Origin of the sequence: Arthrobacter sp. CAL618 (genome assembly GCF_000468215.1) — a bacterium.
In the GTDB taxonomy this organism is placed as follows: domain Bacteria; phylum Actinomycetota; class Actinomycetes; order Actinomycetales; family Micrococcaceae; genus Arthrobacter_D.
The window spans coordinates 1-2,394 of the sequence record NZ_ASZW01000074.1; the positions used below are offsets into that span (position 1 = coordinate 1).

Here is a 2,394-nt window from a genome sequence, read left to right on the forward strand (position 1 = left end):
GGTTAACGCGGGGAAGCCGCCGAGCGACTACTAGTCCGAGTAGCCCTGGGGATTGTGTTTTTGCCAGCGCCAATGGTCCTCGCACATCTGCTGCAGGGAGCGGTGGGCCGACCAGCCGAAATCCGCCAGTGCGGCTGACGGGTCGGCATAGCTGACCGCCGCGTCGCCGGGCCGCCGGGCCGCGAATTCGTAGGGGATCTCATGCCCGGCAGCAGCGGAAAAGGCCGCAAGTACCTCAAGCACCGATGACCCGTTGCCGGTGCCCAGGTTCCAGCGGTGCACCCCGGCGTGGGTGGTCAGATAATCCAGCGCCGCCAGGTGCCCGGCTGCCAGGTCCACCACATGAATGTAGTCGCGGATGCCCGTGCCATCGGGGGTGGGGTAATCGTTGCCGAAAACCATCACTTTCTCCCGGCGCCCCACTGCCACCTGGGCCACGAAGGGCAGCAGGTTATTGGGAATGCCAGTGGGGTCCTCCCCAATCAGCCCGGATTCGTGGGCCCCGACCGGGTTGAAATACCTCAGCAAAGCGATGTTCCAGCGGCCATCGGCGGCACCGAGATCCGAGAGGATGTCCTCGATTTGTTCCTTGGTGCGGCCATAGGGATTGACCGCGTCAAGCGGCATTTTCTCGATCAGCGGAACCTCTTCCGAAGCGCCGTAGACGGTGGCGGAAGAGCTGAAAACCAGTGTCCTTACCTGTGCTGCATCCATGACCCGGAGCAGATTCAGCGTTCCGCCGACGTTGTTGTGATAGTAATGCAGCGGCTTGGCCACTGACTCGCCCACCGCCTTCAAACCAGCGAAGTGGATTACAGCATCAACAGCTTCTGCGTCGAAAACCGCCGTGAGTGCTGCCTCGTCGAGGAGATCCACTTTGTGGAAGGTAAGAGCCTTCGCACTCAGTTCCCTGACCCGGTCAAGGGCGGTCTCAGAGGAGTTCATGAGATTGTCGACAACCACCACCTGGTGGCCAGCTTCAAGGAGGGCGAGCGTCGTATGCGAGCCGATGTAGCCGCTGCCGCCGGTAACAAGAATTTTCATGCTTCCAGCCTAGTTTGTTACTGGGATATCGGTGGTCTTCACGGGTAGAGGGTCGCGGGCGTTCGGTCTACCCTTGGATTCAATAGGTCGAGTCTCTGCCGGGGAGGCCGGAGGATTCGCCCCAGAAAGGATGATTGGTTGATGACCGCGGGTGGTCATGGGTGGCACATTGTTGTTGACACGTCGCCGGTAATGCTGTTCTCCCTGTATTTGAGGGACTGCGCTGGGTTGGACGCTGTCGGGGTCCCGGTGGTGTCCGAGCTGGTCCCCTCGGTGCATCGGGTAGACCCCAGCCAACTGGTCCACGACGCCGGGGGCCTGACGGTGCTCCGGATTGAATGGGAGACGTGGTGGCGTCAGCTGGTGGCGGACTGTTTCGACGCCGAGGCGACGGCACCGCATTTTCCGGAGCTGGCGTCCCTGCCCGCCCTTCAGCTGCTGGCTCAAGCCCACTATGGTGCGGCGATCGACTGGTCACGCGAGCGGAGGGCAGAGTATGCCGCGCTGAAACACCGGAGGGGAAAGGTTCGGCGGAGAGACCCGTTCGAGCAGCTGGTCGAGGAGCGGGAACTGGAGTTGGGCCGGAGCTCCCGGGCGTTTACCTTGCAGGTGGTCGAGCTTCCGCTCAGCGAACCGCGTGCCTGGTTCGTTGAGCCAGCCACGCTTCTCATGAGCCAGGACCTCTCCGACGACGCACTAGCCTTCACTAGCTACGTTCGGCCGGTCGTGGAACTGCTCGCCTAGGACCCCGGTCAGGCGTCCGCCAAGGCCAGCTTGATGACAATCAGCCCAGTCGTTGTTTCAGCGGCTTCCCAGCCGTGAGTTGACCTGGTCCATTGCAGACCACCATAGGACACCGCTTCGATGTGCAGCGCCTTGGCGTTTGCGACCGCCCATTGCGCGGTTGCCCAGCCCTGGGTTCCGGAAGCAGCGAAACTGAGCGCCCCGTCGTCGTCCAGTGACGTTTCGAGGGGGCCGAAAACCTGTTCGGCGGCGGCCTGCACAGCGGCCGGATCGCCCACTTGGTCGGTGCCCCGCAAGACACAGTTCAGGGAGGCAGGGGAGTTGCCGGTCAGGGCCGACGCAAAAGCGCGCCCCTCCGCCTCGTGATCGGCGTAGGCATCCGGCAGGGCGCTGCGTTGCACGGCCTGCGCCGCCTCGGTGATGGGCAGGGCTTCGTAGCCGGGTACCAGCACGAGCGCGTCGTAGAACGCCCCGGCCGCGTAGAGGGGATCCTGTACCTCGGCGTCGGTGCCCCAGCCCTGCGATGGCCGCTGCTGGAAGAGCCCGCGCGAATCCGGTCCGGCCTGGTCACCGTAGTCCAGGTTGCGGAGCCCCGACTCCTGGACC

General features: G+C 63.8%; 3 protein-coding genes. 1 reads left to right on the top strand and 2 read right to left on the bottom strand.

Annotated elements, in window-relative coordinates:
* Positions 1-30: 30 nt before the first annotated feature.
* A complete protein-coding gene (gene galE, locus K728_RS0104830) occupies positions 31-1,044 on the bottom strand; it encodes a UDP-glucose 4-epimerase GalE (RefSeq protein ID WP_019481634.1) in 1,014 nt (337 codons plus the stop codon).
* A 141-nt stretch (positions 1,045-1,185) separates the two neighbouring features.
* Here galE and K728_RS0104835 point away from each other — a divergent pair, with 141 nt between their 5' ends.
* Positions 1,186-1,788, top strand: a complete 603-nt coding sequence (locus tag K728_RS0104835) for a hypothetical protein (RefSeq protein WP_019481635.1) — start codon at positions 1,186-1,188, stop codon at positions 1,786-1,788.
* 8 nt (positions 1,789-1,796) lie between these two features.
* On the opposite strand, the gene K728_RS21805 is transcribed toward K728_RS0104835, so the two are convergent.
* Positions 1,797-2,394 (bottom strand): hypothetical protein (locus K728_RS21805; RefSeq protein ID WP_443110923.1); only part of this gene is annotated, 598 nt, incomplete at its 5' end.

Coding starts and splice junctions, on each gene's coding strand:
- galE (WP_019481634.1), bottom strand. CDS start 1,044: ATGAAAATTCTTGTTACCGGCGGCAGCGGCTACATCGGCTCGCATACG.
- K728_RS0104835 (WP_019481635.1), top strand. CDS start 1,186: ATGACCGCGGGTGGTCATGGGTGGCACATTGTTGTTGACACGTCGCCG.